The following is a 16,596-nucleotide window of genomic DNA, read 5'->3' as shown; positions in this document are numbered from 1 at the left end:
TCCGAGGAGATGGCCTCCACCTCAGAGGAGCTCTCCAGCCAGGCCGTGCAGCTCCAGCAGACCATGAGCTTCTTCCAGGTGGACGGGACCGGCGGCCCCCGCAAGCGCATCAGCGCCGCGCCGGCCCCCAGGAAGCCCCTGCCCGCCGCGCCCGCCAAGGCCGCGCCCAAGCCCGCCAAAGACAAGGGCGTGAACCTGGAGCTGGCCGACGACGCCGAGTTCGAACGTTTCTGACCCGCTTCGCGGGCCCCCTTCGGGGGGTATGGAAAGGCCCCCTTCGGGGGCTTGTGGAAAGGCGAAGAGAGGCGGTCGGAGAAGCCGAAAGGCCGGGGAGGGTTCCTCTCCGGCCTTCTTCTTGGTTCAGGCGTCGCGGAAGGGCTTGAAGTGGGGTTCGTGGGCCAGGGCGAGCATCTCGCGGTCGCCCGAGGAGTCCCCATAGGCGTGGATCGGGGCGTAGTCCGCCGGATCCAGCGCGGCCCGGATGCGGCGCTCCTTTTCCGGGCCGTGGCAGTTGCCGGTGGCGAAGCGTCCGGTGATCCGCCCGCCGCGCACCTCGGCCTCGGTGGCCAGCAGCTCCAGCCCCTGGTCCGCGCACCAGCCGCCCACCCAGTCCGAGAGCGAGGCCGAGACCACCAGCACGCGGTCCCCGCGCGCCATGTGTTCCCGGATGCGTTCCAGGGCCGCCGGCCGGATGAGCAGGGGCAGCATCTCCCGGGCGAAGGCCGCCCCGGCGGCCCGGAAGCGCTCCTCGGGCCAGCCGCCGAAGAAATGCCGCAGCACGATGCTCTTGGCCCGGGCGTTGCCGATGAGCCCCAATTTGTAGCCCGCCAGCACGGGCAGGAGCAGGACCGCGCCCAGCGCGAAACGCGGCCCGGGCAGCGCGTGCCGCAGGAAATGGAACAACGTGTCCCCGCTGGTGATGGTTCCGTCGAAGTCGAACAGCGCCAGCCCCCGGCTCATCTTCTCTCCTCCGCATCCCGGTCGAACAGCAGGAATCCATGGTCCTCGTAGAAGAAGAGCAGGAAATCCCGCTCGGGCAGCCGTTCCGTGTACTGAAAGGCGATGCTCTTCTCCGAGAGCAGCCGCTCGGTGCTCAGGGCGAAACGGTGGGCCGCGAGCCAGACCGTCGGATGCTTGAAGCTCCTGGCTCGGCGGAGATTGTCCTCCACCGTGAAGGCCAGCAGGCGCTGCTTGTCCAGCACAAACGTCCCGGTCAGGACGATGGTCGCCGCGCAGACCAGGGCCGCGGCCCCGGCCAGGACGCGGGCCGGAAGCCAAGCCCGGGGCCGCATCCAGAGGACGAACGGCGTCCAGAGCATCCAGAACTGCGGGGCGTAACGCGCCCACCACGCCTCGGGATTGACCAGGGTGGTCCCGAAAATCGCCGCGCCCAGGAGCAGGGCGTACTTGCCCCGGCCCGGTTCGAACGTCCTTCGCCGCCGGACCAGGACCGCCGCCGCCAGCGCCGCCGTGAGCAGGATCGTCGCCCCCATGTAGGGCCCGAATCCGCCCACCCGGGGGTCGGGCACGGTGAGCATGGAGAACTCGTCCACCCGGCCCGCGAAGTCGAAGGGGTTGCGCAGGTCCATGCGGGCGTCCCGCTCCACGATCTCGCAGCGCGAGAAGTTCGAGACGAGCAGGTTGCGCGCCGGGTTGTGGCCGGTCATGTACTTGGGTCGGAAATGGTCGATGATCGAGCGGGCCTTGTGCGCGCCCATGAGCGGGTGGAAGATATGGTAGCCGCGCTCGAGGTTGCGCAGGTACGGGCTGGCCCCCAGGCCCAGGGCCAGCAGGAGGACGGACACGCCCAGGAGCACGGACCCGCGCAACGCGGTTCGGCGGTCGTAGACCAGGCAAAAGGCGCAAAGACAGAATATCGCCAGCCCGGCGTAGACCAGCCCGGTGAACTTCAGGTTGGCGCAGAGCGCGCCGGAGAGGGCCGCCAGGACCACGTCCGCCGGGTGCGCCCGGCCACGCGCCCGGGCCAGGACCACGGTCTGGCCGATGAGCACGGCCAGCAGGCCGTAGAGCGCCCCGTCCACGTAGAAGGTCAGGAATTGGCTGATGACCACCGGGTTCAGGGCCAGCAGCGCGGCCCCGGCCAGGGCGTATCCTCGGCGCACCCCCTGGCCCAGGAACAGCCGAAGCATCCCGAAGAACGTGGCCGCCAGGAACAGCACCTGCCAGCCCTTGGCGTGCTGGATCGAGGGCGTCCACTGGGCCAGGGCCGCGGACATGACCCAGGAGAGCTTGGGATAGTCGTCCACCCAGTGGTTCAGGGGATAGATTTCGGTCAGAGGGTTGAGCCCGCCCAACAGGGCCAGGACCGCCTCCTGGTGGTAGGCCTTGCCGTCATAGGAGGTGTCGTAGAACTGCCCGGCTAACCAGAGCCCGGCCAGGAGCAGGCCCGCGAAGGCCAGCAGGCAGGCGGCCCGGGCCTTGGGCGACAGGTCGCGCCGCGGCAGGAGCCAGAAGCCTCCGGCCGTGGCCGCCAGGGCCGAGGGAACCAGCCAGGGCTCCACGGGGCGGCCCAGGACGAAGCCCAACTGCGCGCCGAAGAGGGTGAAAAAGGCGAAGCCGGTGAAGAGCAGCGACAGGCCCAGGCTCACGGCCTGGAGCCTCTCCAGGGGAGGCGTCGCGCGGCGGCTCCGGCAGGCCCAGACGAGCGCGGCGAGACCCAAAAACAGGGTCGAGAGGGCGGCCAGGGAGAGCATCGCGGGCTCCTAGCGGAAAGCGATCAGGCTGACCCCGACCATGATGCAGACGAGGCCCAGGCCGTAGGTCAGGTTCACCCGTTCGCCGAGCATGCCGATGGAAAGCAGGGCCACCAGGACGTAGCTCAGGGAGACCGCCGGATAGGCGATGGACAGGGGCATCTCCTTGAGGGTCAGGATCCAGGTGATCGTGGCCGCGCCGTAGACGAACACGCCCACCAGCAGGTGCCAGGTCAGGTTCAGGCCGAAGAGGTTCAGGACGCAGCCCGCGCCGCCCTTGAGGCCCTCGGCCCCCAGCTTGAGCAGAATCTGGCCGAAGCTGATGAGCAGCACCGTGGCCGCCAGCAGAAAATACTTCATGGGTTCCTCACCGGACCGTGTTGCGCCAGACCACCACCGCCACGAAGAACGCGCCCCAGCAGAGGATCACCGCCTGGAGGAAGCGGTCCTTGAGCACGATGCGCGTGGGCGAGCCGGAATCCTTGTACACGAAGGTCAGCTGGAGATAGCGCAGAATCCCGAGCACCACCAGGATCACCGAGAGGTAGATCTTGTCCGTGCCGAAGTGCGCGGCCACCGAGGGCGTCAGGGTGTACATGGTGTAGGCCACCACGACCACGGCGGCCATGATCCCCAGGCTCACGTTGATGAACTCCAGGTTGTAGCCCGCCCCGGCCTGGCGCATGCGCTTGCCCGTCTCCAGGAAGATCAGCTCGTCGTCCCGGCGCTTGGCCAGGGCCAGGAACAAGGCCAGGAGGAAGGTGGTCAGGATGATCCAGGCCGACAGCTCGATGCCCGTGGCCGCCGAGCCCACGAACAGCCGCAGCACGAAGCCCAGGGCGATGATGGTCACGTCCAGCAGGGGCACGTGCTTGAGCTTCACGCTGTAGAGCAGGTTCAGGACGATGTACACGCCGATGCAGGCCGCCACGCCCAGCGGCAGAAGGGCCAGGGCCAAGCCCAGGCCCGCGGCCAGCAGCCCCACGATGAGGCCCCGCGCCTGGCCCACGCCCACCGCGCCGCTGGCGATGGGCCGGTTGCGCTTCTTGGGATGCTCCCGGTCGGCCTCGCGGTCGCGCAGGTCGTTGAAGACGTACACCCCGCTGGCCACCAGGCTGAAGCAGGCGAAGGCCAGGGCCGAGGTGAGCAAAAGTTGCGCTTCCGTGACCCTGGCGGCGAACAGCACCGGCGCGAAGATGAACAGGTTCTTCAAGTACTGGTGCGGCCGCAGCAGAAAGAGGATGTCTTTTGTCGTGCTCATGGCGCGGGGGTGTTTGCAAGCTCCGGGCCAGACGATCCGGCCGCTGGCCCGGAAGTATCACCACCGCGCGAGGCTGTAAACGAGGACAGCCCCCGTTCAGCCGCGTTCCCCCGTCTCGGACATGCGGATGGCGCAGAACCGGCCGCACATGCCGCACTCCTTGCCGTGCTCCGTGCCCCGCGAACGCGCCCGCACCAGACAGGGGTCCAGGGCCGCCCGGGCCATGCCCTCCCAGTCCAGGGCCTGCCGCGCCTTGGACATCCCGCGCTCCCGCTCCACGGCCCAGGGACGCCCCAGGGAGGCTTCGGCGGCCTGGGCAGCGATGCGCGAGGCCAGCACGCCCTCGCGCACGTCCGAAGCGTCCGGCAGACAGAGATGTTCGGCCGGGGTCAGGTAGCAGAGGAAGTCCGCCCCGGCCAGGACCGCCAGCGCCCCGCCGATGGCCCCGGTCAGATGGTCGCGCCCGGCGGCGCAGTCCGTGACCAGCGGCCCGAGCACGTAGAGCGGCGCGCCGAAGGTGGCCCGCTTGATGCCCTCGATCTGGGAGCGCACGAGGTGCAACGGCACGTGCCCCGGGCCCTCGATCATGGCCTGGACCCCGGCCGCCCGCGCCCGGCGGGCCAGCACGCCCAGGGTCAGGACCTCCTCCCACTGGGCCGGGTCGCCCGCGTCCGCGCCCGCGCCGGGCCGCAGCCCGTCGCCCAGGCTCAGGACCACGTTGTGCGCCCGGGCGATGTCCAGGATGGCGTCGTAGTGCGTGAGCAGCGGATTCTCCTCCGCCCGGCCGCGCATCCAGCGGGCCAGGATCGCCCCGCCGCGCGAGACGATGCCCAGCTCCCGCGAGCCGTCCCGGGCCAGCTCCGCGCCCCGCCGCGTCAGGCCGCAGTGCACGGTCATGAAGTCCACGCCCTGGCGGGCCTGCTTCTCGATCTCGGCCAGCAGGTCTGCGGGCTCGAAGTCCGCCGGGTCGCGGTCCTCGCGCATCCGCTGCTGGGCCAGGGCGTAGATCGGCACCGTGCCCAGGGGCAGGGCCGTGGCCGCCAGCATCTCCCGCCGCAGCTCGTCCAGGTTCCCGGCCGTGGACAGGTCCATGACCGTGTCCGCGCCCGCGCCCTCGGCCACGCGCAGCTTGTCGATCTCCCCGGCCAGGTCCGAGGCCAGGGGCGAGGTGCCGATGTTGGCGTTGACCTTGACCCGTCCAGGCCGGCCGATGAGCGTGGGCCGCGCCCCGGCGTGGGCCGGGTTGGCCAGCAGACAGAGCGTGCCCGCCTCAACTCCGGCGCGCAGGGCCTCCGGGGTCATGCCCTCATACGGGGCCAGGGCGGGCAAAGCGGATTCAAGAACCTCGGACAGGACGGAACCGGAACGGATCAGGGACATGGAGCCTCCTCGGCGGTTGCGCGCCTGGGGGAGCCTCGGGAAGACGGAGAAAAGAGGACGCGGCCGATGCGGCCAGGCCTGTTCCCTTCGCCGGTATTACCCGTGGCAGGTTCAGCGGTCGGATCCACAGTGTCCAAGGATCCATCTCAGCCCGGTTTGTCCGAGCCCCCGCAAGGCGCGATTGCTTGTTTCGCTGGACTTCCGCTACCCCGCCCCTCCCCCCCATGTCAACTTGCGGGCGGCTTCGCCGCTCCAGGGGAGTTCCGCACCGGCCGCGCGGTTTCTTCCCGTTTTGCCTTCCAGGGACTCCCGGCTTATATTGCGGATATGGAACGACGCATCCCCTTCCCCCTCGCGGCCCTGGCCCCGCTCCTCGTCCTGGTTCCGCTCCTGGCCTCCTGCGCCGGAAAGGCCCCGGGCAAGCCCGGCTCCATCTGGCCGCCCCAGGCCGATCCCGGCCGGGTCTGGTACGCCGCGCGCTTCATGTCCTCCCCGGACACTGCCCTGCGCGCCCTGCGCGACACCCGCGCCTCCTGGACCGTGCTCGGCGGCGAGCCCGTGGAGATCGCCTCGACCCAGGGCCGCCTGCGCGTCCGGGTCCAGATCAAGAAAACCCGCAAGGAGGCCGTGTACCACGCCTCGCCCTTCCGGCGGGGCTGCCTGAATCCGGCCTCCGTGACCTGCGACGACTACCCGGACTTCGTGGAGCGGACCACCTTCGAGCGGCCCACGCTGATCCTGCCCCTGCCCGAGGTGGAGCGCGTCCTGCTCTACGAGCCGGACATCGTGCGCGTGGTCCACGAAAAGGGCCGGATCACCGACTTCAGCGCCCGCGACGGCGAGACCCGACAGCTCCTGGCCGACGCCCTGTCCACCCTGGCCCGGCCCTTCGGGTTCCGGCCCGAGGCCTCGCCGGGCATGACCCTGGCCGACCTGATCCTGGCCCAGCGCCTGAACCTGGGCCTCTCCGGCGGCGTGCTCGTCACCGGCGTGGAACGCGGCGGTCCGGCCGAGCGCGCCGGGCTGCACCACCTGGACGTGATCCTCAAGCTCGACGGCGAGGCCGCCGACGTCGCCAAGCTGGCCGCCCGCGCGGCCTCCCTGACCGACGCCGAGGCCGCCCCCCTGCATCTGGACGTCCTGCGCTGGCGCGCCGACCCCGACGACCCCCTGGACAAGACCGGCCCCTTCAGCACCGAACTGCGCGCCCCGCGCGACATCCACTGAACCGGAGACCGCCCATGCCCAGCTTCACCGGCATCAACCATCTGGCCATGGCCACCGGCGACATGGACGCCACCATCCGCTTCTGGCGCGACCTGCTCGGCATGCGCCTCGTGGCCGGACTTGGGCACCCGGGCTACCGCCACTACTTCTTCGAGATCGCGCCCCAGGACATGATCGCCTTTTTCGAATGGCCCAAGGTCGAGCCCGGCGCGCTCAAGGACCACGGCGCGCCCGTGGCCGGGCCCCACACCTTCGACCACGTCTCCTTCGGCGTGGAGTCCGACGACGACCTCTGGGAACTCAAGGACACGCTCGAAGCCGCCGGATTCTGGGCCTCCGAGATCATCGACCACGGTTTCATCCATTCCCTCTATTCCTTCGACCCGAACAACATCGCCATCGAATTTTCCGCGCCCGTGGCCGCCGTGGACGTACGCGCTCATCCCGTGAACACCGACACCGCGCCCTCCCCCGCAGCCCAGGAAGGCCCGGAACCCCAGTCCGGCCACTGGCCGCCGCCCACCCCCACCCCGGCAGCCGACCGGGCCGTGTACCCGGGCGAAGGCCAGGCCATCGTCGAGGCCTTGAAGAAACGCGGGAAAATATAGCGCCTCCGGCGGGGCCAGGGCACGGCCCTGGACCCTTCAAGGGGCCCTGCCGTGCGGCGGCTTTTCGCGGGCCGAAACGTCCCGCGAAAAGCCGCCGCACCGGATGGTCCAGGGCGAAGCCCTGGCGCGGGGTCCGGGGCGCGCAGCCCCGGTCGCCAAAGGCATATCTTCGCTGCCAAGGAGTGCTCATGCTGCTGCCGTTCGCGAAGCCGTGCGAGGAAGCGCGGTTCGTATCCCGCCACAAGCGGTTCACGGTGCTGGTGGAACGCGGGGGCGAACGCTTCGCCGCGCACACGAACAACACGGGCTCCATGCTCGGGCTGCTGCGGCCGGGCGGGCGGATATGGCTCTCGGAGTCGGCCAATCCGGCGCGCAAGCTGCGGCATACACTGGAGATCACTGATTTTCACGGTACGCTGGTGGGAGTGAACACGTCCACGCCGTTGCGGCTGCTGCGCCGGGCGGTGGAGGCCGGACGCCTGGAGGGCGTGGCGGGCTGCGAGGGGTTCCGGGCCGAGGTGGCGCGGGGAAACTCGCGGCTGGACGCGTTGCTGGAGGGGCCCCGGGGGCGGCTCTGGGTGGAGTGCAAGAACGTGACCCTGGTGGAGGACGGCGGGGTGGCGATGTTCCCGGACGCGGTCACGGAGCGGGGCTTGAAGCACCTGCGCGAACTGGCGGCGGCGGTGGAGGACGGGGACCGGGCCGCGCTGTTCTTCTGCGTGCAGCACGGGGACGGCCGCTGCTTCGGCCCGGCCTGGAGCGTGGACGAGGAATATTCGCGCACCCTGTATGAAGTGGTGGACAAAGGCGTGGAGGTGTGGGCATATCGGGCGCTGGTCTCGCCCCGGGGCATCGACCTCGGGGAACGACTGCCCCTCGTGCTGCCCTGAACCGGAACGATCATGATCCAACTCCTGCTCGGCGCATTCCTCATCAGCTTCTCGCCGGTGTTCGTGAAGCTGGCCCACGTTCCGGCCGACGTCTCGGCCTTCTACCGCATGTTCTTCGGCGGCCTGGGCCTGGCCCTGGGCTTGCTGCTGCGGGGCGAGAGGCTTCTGCCCCCGCGCGGGGTGTTGCCCGCGACCCTGGCTTGCGCCCTGTTCTTCACCCTGGATCTCATGTGCTGGCACCGGGGCGTGCTCTACCTGGGGCCGGGGCTCGCCACGGTGCTCGGCAACTTCCAGGCCTTCCTGTTGGCGGCCCACGGCGTGCTCGTGCTCAAGGAGCGGCCGGGACCGCGCTTCCTGGCCTCCATTCCGCTGTCCCTGGCCGGACTCACGCTCATGCTCGGGCCCCAGTGGCCCGGGTCCACGGAGGGCTTCCGGCTGGGCGTGGCCTTCGGCCTGCTCACGGCGGTCTGGTACGCCCTGTTCCTGCTCTCGCTCAAACGCGCGGCGGCGCGGCCCGAACGGCCGGACCCCATGAGCGTCATGGCCGTGGTCTCCCTGGGTTCGGCCCTGCTCCTGGCGGTGCAGGTGACGGCCACGGGCCAGTCCTTCGCCATCCCGGACGGCCGGAGCTGGGCCGCGCTGCTGGCCTACGGCATTCTGGGGCAGTTCGTGGGCTGGGTCTGCATCACCACGGGCCTGAAACGGGCCCGGGCGGCCCTGGCCGGGCTGGTGCTCCTGGCCCAGCCCGCGCTGGCCTACGTCTGGGATCTGACGCTCTTCCGCAAGCCGTTCACCGTCCTGGAAATCGTCGGGGTGGGCGTGGCCCTGGCGGCCATCTTCCTGGGCGCCACGGCGCGGGAGGCTGAAGGCAAGGGTTGATCAACATTCCCAACGCATTGTTTTTTTCCTCGGCCTTTGGCATGAAAGGCGGTTATACGCGAGGTTGCATACGACATGAGCGCGACGGAACGTCGAAACAACGCCCTCCCCGGACGGATCGGCAAGGGGCAGGCCGTGGACACGGGCATGGCCCTGGTCCTGGTCTGTCTGCTGATCGGCCTGTTCCGCGGGCGCGCGGGCTGGTTCTGGGCCGCCGCCGGGCTGCTGGTCCTGAACATGACCGTCCCGGCGGTCTTCGGGCCCGCCGCACGGGTCTGGCTCGGACTGGCGCACCTGCTGGGCTCGGTCATGTCCCGCGTGCTGCTCAGCGTGGTGTTCCTGCTGGTGGTCGCGCCGGTGGGGCTGCTGCGCCGGGCCCTGGGCAAGGACACCCTGCGGCTGCGGGAATTCAAGAAAGACGACACCTCGGTCTTCCTGACGCGGGACACGACCTTCGGGCCCGCCGACCTGGAGCGGCCGTACTAGGAGCCTGTTGATGGATTTCCTTCTTGATCTCTGGGGCTTCCTGAAAGTCCGCAAGAAGTTCTGGCTGGCGCCCACCATCCTGACCCTGCTGCTGTTCGGCGCGCTCATCGTGCTCTCCTCGGGCTCGGCCATCGCGCCGTTCATCTACACCCTGTTCTAGCATGAACGCGTCCGGGCCCATCCTGGGCGTCTCCGCCTACTACCACGACTCGGCGGCCGTGCTGCTGGACGCCAACGGCCGCATCCTGGCCGCCGCCCAGGAGGAACGCTTCACCCGCCGCAAGCACGACCCGGACTTCCCGGCCCGGGCCGCGGCCTGGTGCCTGCGCGAGACAGGGCTGTCCATGAGCGACCTGGCGGCGGTGGCCTTCTACGACAAGCCCTACCTCAAGTTCGAACGCCTGCTGGAGACGTACCACGCCTTCGCGCCCAAGGGCCTGTCGAGCTTCCTCTCGGCCATTCCGGTCTGGATCAAGGAAAAGCTCTTCATGCGCCGGATGCTGGGCGAGGAAATGGAGAAACTCGGTCTGGAGAAGGGACGGAACGGCCCGCGAATGCTTTTTCCGGAGCACCATCTTTCCCACGCGGCCTCGGCCTTCTACCCCTCGCCCTTCGAAAGCGCGGCCATCCTCACCGTGGACGGGGTGGGCGAATGGGCCACCACGACCATCGGCCGGGGCGCGGGCAAGGAGATCTCCATCCTGCGCGAACTCCATTTCCCCCATTCCCCGGGCCTGCTCTACTCCGCCTTCACCGCCTACTGCGGCTTCAAGGTCAACTCCGGGGAATACAAGCTCATGGGTCTCGCGCCCTACGGCGATCCGGACTCCGAGCGCACCCGCAAGTTCCGGGAGTCGATCCTCTCCGACCTGCTCGATCTGCGGCCCGACGGCTCCCTGCTCCTGAACATGGACTATTTCAACTACGCCACCGGCCTGACCATGTGCGTGAACGACCGCTGGCGGGCCCTGTTCGGGCTGCCCCCGCGCCCGGCGGAGAGCGAAATCGGCCAGGAATACATGGACCTGGCCCTGGCCATCCAACAGGTCACGGAAGAAATCGTCTTTCGCCTGGCGGACACGGCCCGCGCGCTCACCGGCGAGGAGAACCTCGTCATGGCCGGAGGCGTGGCCCTGAACTGCGTGGCCAACGGCAAGCTGCTCCGGCGCGGGCCGTTCCGGGACATCTGGATCCAGCCGGCGGCGGGCGACGCGGGAGGAGCCCTGGGCGCGGCCCTGGCCGCCCGGCACATCTGGCTGGACGCGGAGCGCGTCCCCGAATCCCGCGATTCCATGCGCGGGGCCTCCCTGGGCCCGGAATACGGCCGCGACGAGACGGTGCGCGTGGCCCGGCGCTTCAAGGCCCCGTTCCGCGAGTTCACTGACTTCGGCGCGCTCTGCTCCGAGGTGGCCCGGCTCCTGTCCGAGGGCAAGGCCGTGGGCTGGTTCCAGGGCCGCATGGAATACGGCCCCAGGGCCCTGGGCAACCGAAGCATCCTGGGGGATCCACGGCGGCCGGAGATGCAGAAGAAGCTGAACCTCAAGATCAAGTACCGCGAAGGCTTCCGGCCCTTCGCGCCCTCGGTCCTGGAGGAGGAGGCCGCATCCTGGTTCGAGCTGGACCGGCCCTCGCCCTACATGCTCCTGGTGGCTCCGCTGGCGGCGGCGCGACGCAAGGAACTGCCCGGGAACTACGCCTCCCTGCCCCTCTGGGAACGTCTCTACGTGGAACGCTCGGACCTCCCGGCCATCACCCACGTGGACATGTCCGCGCGCATCCAGACCGTCTCGCGCGAGACCAACCCTCGCTACTGGGCCCTGCTGGACGCCATGCGCCGCGAACAGGGCTGCCCGGTGGTGGTGAACACGAGCTTCAACGTGCGCGGCGAGCCCATCGTGCGCACCCCCCTGGACGCCTACACCTGCTTCATGCGCACGGAGATGGACCACCTCGTGGTCGGAGACGTGATCTTCGACAAGGCCGACCAGCCCGCCTGGAACGAAGAGGGCGACTGGCGGGAGCGCTTCGAGCTGGATTGATCCCCGCCCCGCGGCGATAAAAAAAGGGCGGCCATCCCACCAGGGAGGCCGCCCTTCCGCGTGGCCGGGAAAAGCTACTGGACCATCTGCCAGGTGCCGTCCGGGTTGCGGTAGGCCTTGGCCTTGACCTTCTGCGGCTTGCCGTCGGCGTCCGTGGTCTCGATGTAGACGTCGCGGTAGGTGCGGTTGTCCGCGCCGGTGTAGGCCGGTTCCGGGGTGGCGGCGTAGTAGCGGCCGGTGTCCGGGTTCTTCCAGCTGCTGGTCTGGCCCGAGGGCTGGTTTTCCAGGGTGTGGTTCAGCTTCTGGTTGTCGGACTTGTCCCACTCGTTGCCCACGATGTAGCCGAGCAGCATGCCGACGCCCGCGCCGATGGCCGCGCCCTGGACCTTGTTGCCGGAAAGCAGCGCGCCGATGGCCGCGCCGCCGAGGGCGCCGCCGGCCGCGCCGGTCTGGGCCTTGTTGGCGCAGCCGCCCGCCACCAGGGCCAGGATCAGGACCATCAGGAGAATGCCTTTCCTCATGCCGGTGCCTCCTTGCTCATCCCCTCGGACGACGGGACATCCTGGGGTGTTACGTCGATTTCGCAAATGCCTTTCTCAAGCAAAGCGCATGCCAGTACGACTGACGCCATTGTACCTGATCCTCTGGGAGGCGCAAGAGGCCTGGGAGCCCGGGCGGCGGGAGAATAAAATGCCCCGCCGGAACGGTTCGGGGGGTATTCCGGCGGGGACGGGGGGGATGGGCCGGGTGCGGCCCAGGAACCGGCCTTCCGACCGGCTCCGCGTTGAACCTATACATGACCGAAGAAGAAAATCAAGTAAAACGATAGGGATTCCGGCGAGACGGGGAGGGCAAATTCTGCGCACGCCGGACGCTTTTTGCCCGCTGCCCGGTCAGGCCTCCTCGCGCACGGCCTCGCGCTCGCGGAAACCGATGAGGAACAGGATCGAGTCCAGGCCCAGGGTCGAGATGGATTGCCGCGCGCCCTGCTTGACCTTGGGCTTGGCGTGGAAGGCGATGCCCAGGCCCGCCAGCCCGAGCATGGGCAGGTCGTTGGCCCCGTCGCCCACGGCGATCACCTGCTGCAGGCTGATCTTCTCCTTCTTGGCGATGCGCTTGAGCAGCTGGGCCTTCTTGGCCCCGTCCACGATGGACCCGACCACCTTGCCGGTGAGCGCGCCGTCCTTGATCTCCAGCTCGTTGGCGAAGACGTGGTCGATGCCGAGCTTCTCGGCCAGCTTCTCGCCGAAATAGGTGAAGCCGCCGGAGAGGATGGCGGTCTTGTAGCCCACGCGCTTGAGCGTGGCCACGAGCCGCTGCGCGCCCTCGGTGAGCGGCAGGGTCTCGGCGACCTCGGCCAGCACGGATTCGGGCAGGCCCTTGAGCAGCGCCAGCCGGGCCCGCAGGCTCTCCTTGAAGTCCAGTTCGCCGCGCATGGCCCGCTCGGTGATGGCCGCCACCTTGTGGCCCACCCCGGCACGCTTGGCCAGTTCGTCGATGACCTCCGCCCGGACCAGGGTGGAGTCCATGTCGAAGGCCACCAACCGACGGTTGCGGCGGAAGACGTTGTCCTCCTGCAGGGCGATGTCCACGCCCAGTTCCTGGGCCGCGTCCACGAACTTGCGCCGCAGCCCGACCGGGTCGTGGGGCGTGCCGCGCACCGAGAACTCCACGCAGGACATGCGCGGGGCCTTGCCGCCGGAAAGCGGGATGCGTCCCGAAAGGCGGGTGATGCGGTCGATGTTCAGGCCGTCGTCGGCCAGGGCCTTGCTGATGCGCTCGATCTGGGCCGCGTTCACCCGCCGGGCGATGAGGGTCACGATGTGCCGGGCCTTGCCCTGGGTGCGCACCCAGGCCTCGTAGCGCCGCGGCGACAGCGGATGGAGCTTGAGTTCGACCCCCAGCTCATGGGCCTTGAAGAGCACGTCCTTGAGGATCGGCGCGCTCTCGGCCTGGGCCGGGATGTGGATCAGGATGCCCAGGGTCATGAAATTGTGGATGACGATCTGGCCCACGTCCAGGATCTCCACGCCGTATTCCGCCAGCACTCCGGTCAGGGAGGCGGTGATGCCGGGCCGGTCCTCGCCGGTGACGTGGATGAGGATGATTTCACTCATGCTTGCTCCCGAAAAGGCGTTTGCGCGTTTCTCGCATAAAACCTCACGGCCGTAAACGCCGCACCCGAAACGCCCAACGCCCGGGCCTTCCCGGTCCCGTCCCGCGGCTTGTGCGAAATTTCACTTGACGAACAGTCCCATCGCTGTTTTCGTGGGGCCGCAGAAGCGTCCACAGGCTGTTCTCGTCAAACCGCCGACCGGCGCGGCCCCCCGGCCGCCGTCATGAAAGGATGCCGCCCATGATCCCGTCCAAGAAGACCCTTTCGCCCTCGGCCGCCGTCCTGATCCTCGGAGTCGGCCTCTCGATCCTCTTCGCCGCCGCGGCCTTCCTCGGCAACCTCGCCGCGACCCTGGCCGTGCCGATCCTGGGCCTCGCGGCGGCCGTCCTCCTGGCGGCCCGGCTGGCGGGCCCGGCCAAGGGCTTCGCCGCCGCCCTGGCGCACATGGACACGAACCGCCGTGACCTGACCCTCAAGGAGCAGTGCCTCCAATGGGGCCGTTGGGGAGAAGTCCCGGCTCTCGCGGGCGACCTCTTCGCCTACAACATCGAACGCCGGGAATATTACCGGGGCGCGGTGGTCGGCATCGGCAACCCGTTCTTCCTGGCCAACGCCAAGGGCGTCATCACCCACGCCAGCCGGACCCTCTCCGACCTGCTCAAAAAGTCCGAAAAGGACGTGGTCAACAGGAGCGTCGGCCTGGCCTTCACCGGCTCGGACAGCGGCTTTTTCGCCGCCGAGGTCATGGCCCGAGGGACCAAGCTGGCCGAAGAACGGGTGCTGACCCTCTGGGACGGCCGTTCCCTGCCCGTGTTCCTCTATGCCGACTGCATCCGCGACGGCCATGACGCGGTCATCGGCTGCGTGGTTTCCCTGGTGGACATGACGCTCATCAAGGAACAGCAGAAGCAGATCGAGGCCAACGAGGCCCAGATGCTGGCCCTGGGCCGGGAGATCAACCTGCTGGCCCAGCGCGCGGCCTCCGCCGCCGAGGAGCTTTCCGCCTCGGCCGAGGAACAGGCCAAGGGCGCGCAGCACCAGAAGCAGCAGACCGACTCCGTGGCCACGGCCATGGAGGAGATGCGCGCCACGGTCATGGAAGTGGCCCAGAACGCCGGACAGACCTCCCAGGCCGCCGCCGAGGCCAGCGACTCCGCCACCCAGGGCGGCGGACTCGTGTCCCGGGCCGTCGGCGGCATCAACCGCGTGGCCGAATCGGCCCAGAAGCTCTCCGGCGTGCTCACCCAGCTCCAGGACCAGTCCGCCGAGATCGGCCGGATCATCGGCGTGATCAACGAAATCGCGGACCAGACCAACCTCCTGGCCCTCAACGCGGCCATCGAGGCCGCCCGCGCGGGAGAGGCCGGACGCGGCTTCGCGGTCGTGGCCGACGAGGTCCGCAAGCTGGCCGAAAAGACCATGGCCGCCACCAAGGAGGTCGAGGACGCGATCAAAAAGATCCAGACCGGCTCCCGCCACGCCCTGGACTCCATGAACGAGACCGAAACCCAGGTGAGCGAGAGCACCACGCTCTCCAACGAGGCCGGAAGCGCCATCACCGAAGTCACCCGGCGCATCGAGGACATGACCTCCCGCGTGGCCCAGATCGCCACCGCCGCCGAGGAGCAGTCCGCCGCCGCCGAGGAGATCAACCGCAGCGTGGACGACATCGCCCAGGTGGCCCGCGACGCCGAGGAGGCCGCCGAGCAGACCGCTTCCGCCACCCGCGAACTGGCCCAACTCTCGCACCAACTGCTGACCCTCTCGGACAGCTTCGGAAAGAAATAGCCTCCGGCGGCCAGGGGCCAGCGGCCCCTGGACCCGGCGATAGTGGCGCGGATTCTCCCGGGCGGAGCCCCGGGAGAATCCGCGCCACGGTCGGACCTAGCGGGAGTGCGCCTTGGGAGCCAGGAGCCGCCAGCCCGGGGATCACGACGGCCGCCACGCCAAGAAGGAATCCCTTGCCCCGCAAAATGGTTACGATCCCGTTCTCCCGAAACTGCCCTCATAGTTCGCCGCCCCCCGGACGCAAAGCTTTTCTTTGTTTCTTTCTTGATGAGAGAGGGTGGAGTTCACAGGGCTATCGCTCTTTCACCATCAAAGCGTAGACTAGAGGTGAGCAGTTAGTTATAAGTTAAAAATTGAGAGGATCCATATGGCTATTTCTGATAAAACACGAAAAATACTTTGGGGACGCTCAGGAAGTCGTTGCGCAATATGTCGACGCGCTCTTATTATTGATGCCACAGGTTGCGATGATGAGTCTATAATTGGTGAAGAGTGCCATATTATTTCTTCTAAAGCGAACGGACCAAGGTATTCTACATCTTTTTTAAATGAATCAATTGACGATCAAAAAAATTTAATACTTTTATGCCGCATACATCACAAATTAATCGATGATCAACAAGAGACGTATACTGTAGAAAAATTAAAAAAAATTAAATCTGACCACGAAGAGTGGGTTTCATCAAACCTTGCTAAACGACAGAAGAAACAATTACGCGTAATAAGAATAAAAGAAAATATACCAAAATTTCTTGCCAGAATAGATAACGGATCTTCATTATATAATATAATAGATGGAGCTTATTGCTATGAATTTCAACACGACGATCTAAAATCTGAATTTGAAGTAGAGATGATCGCTGATTTTTTACAAGAATTGCAAGATTACGTTGATTTATCCGGTTTTCTTGAATCTGGAGAGAAAGTAAAAGCAAAATTCAGAATAGGGGAATTGTTAAATAACATTGAGGAGCATGGGTTCTTATTATTTGGTGCTCGCGAAATCCGTATACTGGAAGGCGGAGTCGGAGACAATCTCCATTTTCCTACAGCTATCATCTTCATCACTCGCCATGATAATCCAATAATACTAAAACATAATGACGCAAATCCAACCTAAAACAATAAGCTGCTGAAGCAAAACTCAGAGCTTTTACCCCAGTAAATTCTCCTAATATTTTTTCTAATTAACTTACTCACAGCCATTG

At 67.2% G+C, this 16,596-nt stretch carries 16 protein-coding genes and 1 pseudogene; 10 read left to right on the top strand and 7 right to left on the bottom strand.

From position 1 onward, the window contains the following. Positions 1–234 (top strand): annotated as a pseudogene (locus H587_RS0110580) (chemotaxis protein); the annotation flags it as partial. Between the two features lie 126 nt (positions 235–360). Here the strand turns inward: H587_RS0110580 and H587_RS0110575 are convergent. The 5 genes from H587_RS0110575 to thiC all read right to left on the bottom strand — a co-directional run bounded on the left by H587_RS0110575 (position 361) and on the right by thiC (position 5,355). Next, a complete protein-coding gene (locus H587_RS0110575; RefSeq protein ID WP_027176243.1) occupies positions 361–960 on the bottom strand; it encodes an HAD-IB family hydrolase in 600 nt (199 codons plus the stop codon). Then, positions 957–2,714, bottom strand: a complete 1,758-nt coding sequence (locus H587_RS0110570) for a hypothetical protein (protein ID WP_027176242.1) — start codon at positions 2,712–2,714, stop codon at positions 957–959. The genes H587_RS0110575 and H587_RS0110570 overlap by 4 nt, the downstream gene beginning before the upstream one ends. A 9-nt stretch (positions 2,715–2,723) precedes the next feature. Continuing rightward, positions 2,724–3,074: an EamA family transporter gene (locus tag H587_RS0110565; protein WP_027176241.1), complete on the bottom strand. Its 351-nt coding sequence runs from the start codon at positions 3,072–3,074 to the stop codon at positions 2,724–2,726. Positions 3,075–3,081: 7 nt separating this feature from the next. Continuing rightward, positions 3,082–3,975 (bottom strand): decaprenyl-phosphate phosphoribosyltransferase, encoded by an 894-nt coding sequence (locus H587_RS0110560; protein WP_027176240.1) that lies wholly within the window; start codon positions 3,973–3,975, stop codon positions 3,082–3,084. A gap of 96 nt (positions 3,976–4,071) precedes the next feature. Next, on the bottom strand, positions 4,072–5,355 hold the full coding sequence (gene thiC, locus H587_RS0110555; protein WP_027176239.1) for a phosphomethylpyrimidine synthase ThiC: 1,284 nt from the start codon (positions 5,353–5,355) through the stop codon (positions 4,072–4,074). A gap of 327 nt (positions 5,356–5,682) precedes the next feature. On the opposite strand from thiC, the gene H587_RS0110550 reads away from it, so the two are divergent. From H587_RS0110550 to H587_RS0110520, 7 genes are all read left to right on the top strand, one after another. Next, positions 5,683–6,582, top strand: coding sequence for a PDZ domain-containing protein (locus H587_RS0110550; protein ID WP_027176238.1), 900 nt, complete (start codon positions 5,683–5,685; stop codon positions 6,580–6,582). A gap of 14 nt (positions 6,583–6,596) precedes the next feature. Further along, a complete protein-coding gene (locus H587_RS0110545; RefSeq protein WP_027176237.1) occupies positions 6,597–7,190 on the top strand; it encodes a VOC family protein in 594 nt (197 codons plus the stop codon). 188 nt (positions 7,191–7,378) lie between these two features. After that, the gene (sfsA, locus tag H587_RS0110540; protein ID WP_051202661.1) at positions 7,379–8,080 is read left to right on the top strand and encodes a DNA/RNA nuclease SfsA; all 702 of its coding nucleotides are present in this window, start codon (positions 7,379–7,381) and stop codon (positions 8,078–8,080) included. Positions 8,081–8,092: 12 nt separating this feature from the next. Further along, positions 8,093–8,959, top strand: coding sequence for a DMT family transporter (locus tag H587_RS0110535; RefSeq protein ID WP_027176235.1), 867 nt, complete (start codon positions 8,093–8,095; stop codon positions 8,957–8,959). A gap of 75 nt (positions 8,960–9,034) precedes the next feature. Beyond that, on the top strand, positions 9,035–9,445 hold the full coding sequence (locus H587_RS0110530) for an SxtJ family membrane protein (protein WP_027176234.1): 411 nt from the start codon (positions 9,035–9,037) through the stop codon (positions 9,443–9,445). A 10-nt stretch (positions 9,446–9,455) separates the two neighbouring features. After that, positions 9,456–9,605, top strand: a complete 150-nt coding sequence (locus H587_RS20845; protein WP_169432772.1) for a DUF5989 family protein — start codon at positions 9,456–9,458, stop codon at positions 9,603–9,605. 1 nt (position 9,606) lies between these two features. Next, the gene (locus H587_RS0110520; protein WP_027176233.1) at positions 9,607–11,484 is read left to right on the top strand and encodes a carbamoyltransferase family protein; all 1,878 of its coding nucleotides are present in this window, start codon (positions 9,607–9,609) and stop codon (positions 11,482–11,484) included. Positions 11,485–11,558: 74 nt separating this feature from the next. Here the strand turns inward: H587_RS0110520 and H587_RS0110515 are convergent, their stop codons facing one another. Both H587_RS0110515 and serB read right to left on the bottom strand, forming a co-directional pair. After that, on the bottom strand, positions 11,559–12,005 hold the full coding sequence (locus H587_RS0110515) for a YMGG-like glycine zipper-containing protein (protein ID WP_027176232.1): 447 nt from the start codon (positions 12,003–12,005) through the stop codon (positions 11,559–11,561). 372 nt (positions 12,006–12,377) lie between these two features. Beyond that, positions 12,378–13,601 (bottom strand): phosphoserine phosphatase SerB, encoded by a 1,224-nt coding sequence (gene serB, locus H587_RS0110510; RefSeq protein ID WP_027176231.1) that lies wholly within the window; start codon positions 13,599–13,601, stop codon positions 12,378–12,380. 239 nt (positions 13,602–13,840) lie between these two features. Here serB and H587_RS18220 point away from each other — a divergent pair, with 239 nt between their 5' ends. Both H587_RS18220 and H587_RS20270 read left to right on the top strand, forming a co-directional pair. Then, a complete protein-coding gene (locus H587_RS18220; protein WP_051202660.1) occupies positions 13,841–15,388 on the top strand; it encodes a methyl-accepting chemotaxis protein in 1,548 nt (515 codons plus the stop codon). Between the two features lie 367 nt (positions 15,389–15,755). Beyond that, entirely contained in the window at positions 15,756–16,508 is a 753-nt protein-coding gene (locus tag H587_RS20270) for an HNH endonuclease signature motif containing protein (protein ID WP_084630616.1), read from the top strand. The last annotated feature ends 88 nt before the right edge of the window (positions 16,509–16,596 follow it).

The organism is Desulfovibrio aminophilus DSM 12254 (genome assembly GCF_000422565.1).
GTDB classification, from domain to species: Bacteria; Desulfobacterota; Desulfovibrionia; order Desulfovibrionales; family Desulfovibrionaceae; genus Aminidesulfovibrio; species Aminidesulfovibrio aminophilus.
The sequence above is the reverse complement of the archived record's forward strand: the minus strand, read 5'-3'. Positions and strand labels throughout refer to the sequence as shown.

What these genes read in the sequence shown, in the direction of transcription:
- H587_RS0110515 (WP_027176232.1), bottom strand. Translation starts at nt 12,005, where the DNA reads ATGAGGAAAGGCATTCTCCTGATGGTCCTGATCCTGGCCCTGGTGGCG.
- H587_RS18220 (WP_051202660.1), top strand. Translation starts at nt 13,841, where the DNA reads ATGATCCCGTCCAAGAAGACCCTTTCGCCCTCGGCCGCCGTCCTGATC.
- H587_RS20270 (WP_084630616.1), top strand. Translation starts at nt 15,756, where the DNA reads ATGGCTATTTCTGATAAAACACGAAAAATACTTTGGGGACGCTCAGGA.
- H587_RS0110550 (WP_027176238.1), top strand. Translation starts at nt 5,683, where the DNA reads ATGGAACGACGCATCCCCTTCCCCCTCGCGGCCCTGGCCCCGCTCCTC.
- H587_RS20845 (WP_169432772.1), top strand. Translation starts at nt 9,456, where the DNA reads ATGGATTTCCTTCTTGATCTCTGGGGCTTCCTGAAAGTCCGCAAGAAG.
- H587_RS0110530 (WP_027176234.1), top strand. Translation starts at nt 9,035, where the DNA reads ATGAGCGCGACGGAACGTCGAAACAACGCCCTCCCCGGACGGATCGGC.
- H587_RS0110545 (WP_027176237.1), top strand. Translation starts at nt 6,597, where the DNA reads ATGCCCAGCTTCACCGGCATCAACCATCTGGCCATGGCCACCGGCGAC.
- H587_RS0110560 (WP_027176240.1), bottom strand. Translation starts at nt 3,975, where the DNA reads ATGAGCACGACAAAAGACATCCTCTTTCTGCTGCGGCCGCACCAGTAC.
- H587_RS0110570 (WP_027176242.1), bottom strand. Translation starts at nt 2,714, where the DNA reads ATGCTCTCCCTGGCCGCCCTCTCGACCCTGTTTTTGGGTCTCGCCGCG.
- H587_RS0110575 (WP_027176243.1), bottom strand. Translation starts at nt 960, where the DNA reads ATGAGCCGGGGGCTGGCGCTGTTCGACTTCGACGGAACCATCACCAGC.
- H587_RS0110535 (WP_027176235.1), top strand. Translation starts at nt 8,093, where the DNA reads ATGATCCAACTCCTGCTCGGCGCATTCCTCATCAGCTTCTCGCCGGTG.
- serB (WP_027176231.1), bottom strand. Translation starts at nt 13,601, where the DNA reads ATGAGTGAAATCATCCTCATCCACGTCACCGGCGAGGACCGGCCCGGC.
- thiC (WP_027176239.1), bottom strand. Translation starts at nt 5,355, where the DNA reads ATGTCCCTGATCCGTTCCGGTTCCGTCCTGTCCGAGGTTCTTGAATCC.
- H587_RS0110520 (WP_027176233.1), top strand. Translation starts at nt 9,607, where the DNA reads ATGAACGCGTCCGGGCCCATCCTGGGCGTCTCCGCCTACTACCACGAC.
- H587_RS0110565 (WP_027176241.1), bottom strand. Translation starts at nt 3,074, where the DNA reads ATGAAGTATTTTCTGCTGGCGGCCACGGTGCTGCTCATCAGCTTCGGC.
- sfsA (WP_051202661.1), top strand. Translation starts at nt 7,379, where the DNA reads ATGCTGCTGCCGTTCGCGAAGCCGTGCGAGGAAGCGCGGTTCGTATCC.